At 59.8% G+C, this 6,000-nt stretch carries 5 protein-coding genes; 1 reads left to right on the top strand and 4 read right to left on the bottom strand.

What is annotated here, in order from left to right:
* Positions 1-97 precede the first annotated feature (97 nt).
* The gene (locus tag AB6V08_RS06205; protein ID WP_368541855.1) at positions 98-859 is read right to left on the bottom strand and encodes an SDR family oxidoreductase; all 762 of its coding nucleotides are present in this window, start codon (positions 857-859) and stop codon (positions 98-100) included.
* A 50-nt stretch (positions 860-909) separates the two neighbouring features.
* Positions 910-2,328 (bottom strand): multidrug resistance outer membrane protein MdtQ, encoded by a 1,419-nt coding sequence (mdtQ, locus tag AB6V08_RS06200; RefSeq protein ID WP_368541854.1) that lies wholly within the window; start codon positions 2,326-2,328, stop codon positions 910-912.
* Positions 2,329-2,531: 203 nt separating this feature from the next.
* Between mdtQ and yohP the strand changes: the two genes are divergently transcribed.
* Entirely contained in the window at positions 2,532-2,615 is an 84-nt protein-coding gene (gene yohP / locus AB6V08_RS06195) for a small membrane protein YohP (protein ID WP_000698460.1), read from the top strand.
* 39 nt (positions 2,616-2,654) lie between these two features.
* Here yohP and AB6V08_RS06190 read toward each other — a convergent pair whose 3' ends face one another.
* Both AB6V08_RS06190 and bglF read right to left on the bottom strand, forming a co-directional pair.
* Entirely contained in the window at positions 2,655-4,049 is a 1,395-nt protein-coding gene (locus AB6V08_RS06190) for a glycoside hydrolase family 1 protein (protein ID WP_368541853.1), read from the bottom strand.
* Positions 4,050-4,061: 12 nt separating this feature from the next.
* Positions 4,062-5,921 carry a PTS beta-glucoside transporter subunit IIABC gene (gene bglF, locus AB6V08_RS06185; protein ID WP_368541852.1) on the bottom strand — a complete coding sequence of 620 codons (1,860 nt, stop codon included), beginning with the start codon at positions 5,919-5,921 and terminating at the stop codon, positions 4,062-4,064.
* Positions 5,922-6,000 lie beyond the last annotated feature (79 nt).

The raw sequence follows: 6,000 nt of genomic DNA, 5'->3' as shown, positions 1-6,000 counted from the left end.
GCCGCTGTAAGTGATTTATTCTTACGACGAATTTTAATCGCTTAATAAGATTAAATTTTTGGGGATTCCTCAGCCCAAAGGGAGAGGAAAGCCCACACTACTGTGGCTTAAACTGCGGATTCGCCAGCATAAACCCACCGTCGACGATAAACGACTGCCCGGTGGTGTAGCTGGCATCGCTATCGCAAAGCCAGGCGACCAGGCTGGCAATCTCCTGGGTACGCCCCGGCCTTCCCAGCGGAATTTCCGGCATCGAACCCTCCTTGACCGCGCTCTCGTCCATGTCGTTCATCGGCGTGGCAATCGCGCCGGGCGCAACGGCGTTAACGAGGATCTTATGATGTACCAGCTCCATCGCCATCGATTTGGTTAAGCCGCCCAGGGCGTGTTTCGCCGCCGTGTAGGCGCTGGCGTCCGGCAGCGGCGTGTGTTCATGCACCGAGGTGATGTTCACGATCCGCCCCCCTTCCCCCTGCTTCACCATCTGACGGGCGGCAATCTGCGAGCAGAGAAACGCGCCGTCAACGTCCACGGTAAAAATGCTGCGCCACGCCTCGAACGTCATTTCGAGGAAAGGCGATTTGGTCATTGCGCCGGCGTTGTTCACCAGCACGTCCAGCCGCCCCAGCCTTGCGATCAGCGTTTCAATCGCGTTTGCGCCTTCAGGTAGCACGCTCAAATCCAGCTGGATAGCCTCCGCCCGCTGCCCGCGCGCTTCGACTTCGCGGCAGGTTTCCAGCGCCCCTTTTTCGTCGGAATGCCAGGTGATGCCAATATCAAAACCGCGCTCGGCCAGCATCAGCGCCGTGGTTTTGCCAATGCCGGAATCCGATGCGGTCACAATAGCCACTCGAGTCATGCTTACCTCCAGAAGAGTCACAAAGAGGTAAGTATAGATAATGCGTTTTTTTAGCCGTGGTGATAGCCGCCGCCGAGCGCGGAGGTGAGCTGGAGCGTGGCGTCAACGTACTGCCCTTTCAGCGTCAGCCCGGCGATCTGCTCCTGCAATGCAGGAATTTTCGCTTCGTTTACGCGCGACCCGGCAATCAGCCCGGCGTTAAACCGCGCCTGCGCCAGGGTCACCACCCGCGCCGCGTCGTGTTCGACCCGCTGCTGCTGCTGCGTTTTGGTCGCCAGGGTTTCGACTTCGCTGGCGGTGCGCGCCACCTGATTGACCGCCTCCACCACCGCTTTGTTGTAATCCGCTATCGACAGGTTGCTCTGCGCCTGAGCGATATCCAGCTGGGCGTTCAGACGACCGCTGTCAAACACCGGGAGCGTAAACCCGGCGGTGACGCCCATCTGCTGCGCGGAGTGGCGGAACAGATCGCTTAAGTGCAGCGCATCCTGCTGTAAAAAGGCCATCAGGTTGAAATCCGGGTAGAACGCGGCTTTCGCGGCGTCGACGTTGCTCATGGACGCCTCAATGACCCAGTGCGCTTCCTGCAAATCAGGGCGGCGCGCCAGCAGCGCGTAGCCGAGCGTGGACGGCAGCGAGGCCTCAACCGCCGGGAGATCGCGACGGGTCAGCTTCACCGACGCGGTGTTGGTCAGCGCCTGCAGGCGCGCCTCTATCGCCTTCATCTTGCCGTGAACCTCCGCGATGCGTTCGTCGGTTTTGCTGGCGTTAATGTCGGTTTCAACCCCTTCAACGGACGACGTAATGCCGTGCTGGTACAGTTCTTTGTCGGCGTCAATGATGGAGGTTTGATCCTGCTTAATGGTAGCGAGCACGCTGTCGATGGCGGCCTCCGTCTGCCACTCCCAGTACAGACGTGCGACGCCGGTGGCGAGCAGCTGGCGGGTCTGCTCCAGCTCGGCTTTTTGCGCGTTCACCTTGCCGATCCGCGCCTCAACGAGGTCGCGGTTTTTGCCCCACAGATCCAGATCCCAGCCCGCGCTGAGGCCGAAGGTGCCGTTGGTGTACCACGGCCCGGTGGTGCCCGCCGCCGGATCGGTAATGGCAAACGGCCCCATGACCCCCTCCGCGGACATTTTTTGCCGTTCGATATCGCCAGACAGCTCAACCTGCGGGCCGTCGGCGGCCATGGTGGCTTTGGCCTGGGCTTCGGCAAGGGTAATGCGCTGGCGGGCAATGTGCATGTCCGGCGCGTCGCGCAAGGCTTTGGCGATCAGCGAGGTGAGCTGCGGATCGTGATAGGCCGTCCACCAGTCGTTTTTCGGCCAGTCGGTGTGGCTAAGCCGCGTATTCACCGACGCATTTACGCTTTGCGTTTTTTCAGGTGACACGGTGGGATGCTGGGGGGCACAGGCCGCCAGAATTAACGCCAGCGGAGCACTCAGAGATAAAATAAGAGAACGTTTCATTACGCCATTCACACAAAAAATAAAGGCGCAAATTACGCCTGCCGCCGGGCCTTTTTTTAGTAACGCGTGGCAATCCGCAATTTGTCATACATTTATATATTCGGAAAATTATTCATGGCGAGAATGCGTTAATTCAACACATTCAAATTAATCATTAATTCGCTGCTACACTTAATCAGGACATACACGAGCAGGAGAAGGGAATGAAAATATTACTGTGGGCAATTTTGATTATATTTCTGATTGGGCTATTGGTGGTTACCGGCGTGTTTAAAATGATCTTCTGATGTTATTGCCCGGCTTAGCACCGGGCAACGTCACTTCTTTTACGGCTTCAGGGATGCGCCCTTCGTCGCAATCACCTCTTTATACCAGTGGAAACTCTTCTTACGGCTGCGCTCAAGCGTGCCTTTGCCGCTGTCGTCGCGATCGACGTAAATAAAGCCGTAGCGCTTGGACAGCTCCGCTTTTGACGCGCTCACCAGATCGATAGGCCCCCAGCTGGTGTAGCCCATCACCTCAACGCCGTCTTCGATGGCTTCCCGCACCTGCACCAGATGATCGTTAAGATAGCTAATGCGGTAATCGTCCTGCACCACCCCGTTCGCGTCCGGTTTGTCCTTCGCCCCGAGGCCGTTTTCGACTATGAACAGCGGCTTCTGATAGCGATCCCACAGCACGTTCAGCAGCGTGCGCAGGCCAACCGGGTCAATCTGCCAGCCCCACTCGGAGCTTGCGAGGTGCGGGTTAGGCACCATGCTCAGAATATTGCCGCGCGCCTGCTGGTTCAGGGCTTCATCGGTCGTCACGCACCCGGTCATGTAGTAGCTGAACGAGATGAAATCGACGGTCGATTTCAGCGCGTCGCGATCCGCGTCGGTGATGTCGAGCTCAATGCCGTTATCGCGGAAGAAGCGCAGCATGTAGCCCGGATACACGCCGCGGCACTGCACGTCGCCAAAGAACTGCCAGGTGCGGTTTTCCTGCAATGCTTCCAGCACGTCGTCCGGCTTGCAGGTGAGCGGATAAACCAGACCGCCCAGCAGCATATTGCCGATTCTGGCGTCCGGGATAATCTCATGGCAGGCTTTAACCGCCAGGGCGCTGGCCACCAGCTGGTGGTGGATCGCCTGATACACCTCGCCCTTGCTGCTGCTTTCCGGCAGCCCCACGCCGGTCAGCGGCGCGTGCAGGGACATGTTGATCTCGTTGAAGGTGAGCCACAGCTTCACTTTCTCTTTGTAACGGGCAAACACGGTGCGGGCGTAGCGGTCGAAGAATTCAATGACCTGACGGCTGCCCCAGCCGCCGTACTGCTTCACCAGCCCCCACGGCATTTCGTAGTGCGACAGCGTCACCAGCGGCGTGATGCCGTGCGCCGCCAGCTCGTCGAACAGCCGGTCGTAAAACGCCAGGCCCGCCTCGTTCGGCTGCTGCTCATCACCGTCAGGGAAAATACGCGTCCAGGCAATAGACACGCGCAGGCAGCTAAAGCCCATTTCGGCGAACAGCTTAATGTCCTCCGGATAGCGATGATAGAAGTCGATCGCCACGTCCTTGATGCCGCTGTCGCCCGCCACGCGCTCCACCACAGGGCCAAACACCCCCTGCGGCTGCACGTCAGAGGTGGACAGCCCTTTGCCATCGTCCAGATAAGCCCCTTCTACCTGGTTTGCGGCAACCGCGCCGCCCCATAAAAAATCATCCGGGAAAGTCTTCATCACGTTCTCCTGTTATTGATGGCTGACGCTGAGCAGCGGGGCTCCGGCGCTGACGGACGTTGCCGCCACGGTCACCACCTCGCGGTACTCATCGCTGTTACTGATAATAATCGGGGTCGCCAGGTCGTATCCGGCATCGATAATCGCCTGACGGTCAAACTCCAGCAGCAGGTCGCCCGGCTGCACTCGGTCGCCCACCTTCACGTGGGCGGTAAACGGCCTGCCGTCGAGCTTCACGGTGTCGATACCCACGTGGATCAACACTTCGATGCCGCTGTCGCTCAGCAGGCCGATGGCGTGTTTGGTCTGGAACAGCGAGGCCACCTCGCCCGCAAAGGGGGCAATGACTTTGTTATCGGAAGGAATAATCGCCGCGCCGCTGCCGAGCAGGCCGCTGGCAAAGGTGGTGTCCGGCACCTGGTCCAGCGCCAGCACGGTGCCGCTCATCGGTGACAGCACGTCGTTTTCGCCCACGGTCGCCGGCACAGCGGCATCTGACGCCGCGCGCTTTGGCATTCCGGCCACCAGCGTCAGGGCGCAGCTCAGCACCAGCGCGACGACGGTGCCGAGAATGCCGCCCCACAGGGTCGCATCCACGCCGCCCGGCGGGATCATCTGGGCGAAGGTAAAGATATTGCCGAAGCCGAAGGAGTAAACGTGGGTATCGCTGAAGCCGACAATCCCGCCGCCAATCGCCCCCGCCACGCAGCCGAAGATAAACGGACGGCGCAGCGGCAGGTTCACGCCGTACACCGCCGGCTCGGTAATGCCGAAAATCCCCGCCGTGACGGACGAGCCCGCCAGCATTTTCAGGCGCGCATCCCGGGTGCGCAGGAAGACCCCCAGCGCGGCGCCCACCTGGCCGAACACGGCCGGGAGCAGCATCGGCAGCATCGAATCATGACCCAGCACCGCCAGGTTGTTGATCATCAGCGGCACCAGCCCCCAGTGCAGGCCGAAGATCACGCACACCTGCCACACCGCACCCATCGCCGCGCCCGCGAGCCACGGCGCCAGGACGTAAATCGCCAGGTAGGCGTTCGCCAGCATCTGGCTGAGCCAAGTCGCCACCGGGCCAATCACCAGGAAGGTCAGCGGCACGGTAATTCCTAAGCAGATCAGCGGCGCAAAGAAGTTTTTCATCGACGACGGCAGCAGCGCCATGCTCTTTTTCTCCAGCCAGCAGCTGACCCAGGAGGCGAGAATGATCGGGATAACCGACGAGCTGTAGTTGAACCAGGTCACCGGAATGCCGAGAAAGCCGTCGGCTATCGCGCCCGGCTGCTGGCTGGCGTCGAAGGCGGCGATCATCACCGGGTGGGTGAGCGCGCCGCCAATCACCATGGTGATAAACGGGTTGCCGCCAAACTTTTTCCCGGCGGTGTAGCCCAGCACCAGCGGGAAGAAGAAGAACAGCGCATCGCTGGCGGCGAACCAGATTTTGTAGGTTCCGCTGTCGGTGGTCAGCCAGCCGCAGACCACGGCCAGCGCAAGCAGGCCTTTAAGGATACCGGAGGCCGCCAGGATGCCGATAAACGGCGTGAAGATCCCGGAGATGATGTCGATCAGGCTACCGAGCAGGCTGCTCTTTTCGCCTTTTTCGCTGCTGACAGGCGCGTCGTCCGAGAGCCCGCCTTCGCTGCGCACCGCCTGCCAGACGTCGTGAACGTGGTTGCCAATCACCACCTGAAACTGGCCGCCGCTTTCGACCACCATAATCACGCCGGGATTTTTCTTCAGCCCTTCCGCATCCGCTTTTTGGTTATCCTTCAGCTTGAAGCGCAGCCGGGTGGCGCAGTGTACAAGACTGACGATGTTCTCTTTTCCGCCAACGTGGCCGAGAATATCCTTTGCTAAAGCCTGGTATTGCATCTCGCTTTCCTTAACATCCGATGTCCGAAGACACCTGTTGACTGAGTTTAAAAATAAAAAAAACCCGAGAACGTCCTCC

Origin of the sequence: Enterobacter soli (genome assembly GCF_964208575.1) — a bacterium.
GTDB classification, from domain to species: Bacteria; Pseudomonadota; Gammaproteobacteria; order Enterobacterales; family Enterobacteriaceae; genus Enterobacter; species Enterobacter soli_A.
Note: the sequence above shows the minus strand (reverse complement) of the source record. Positions and strands in the feature narration are given on the sequence as shown.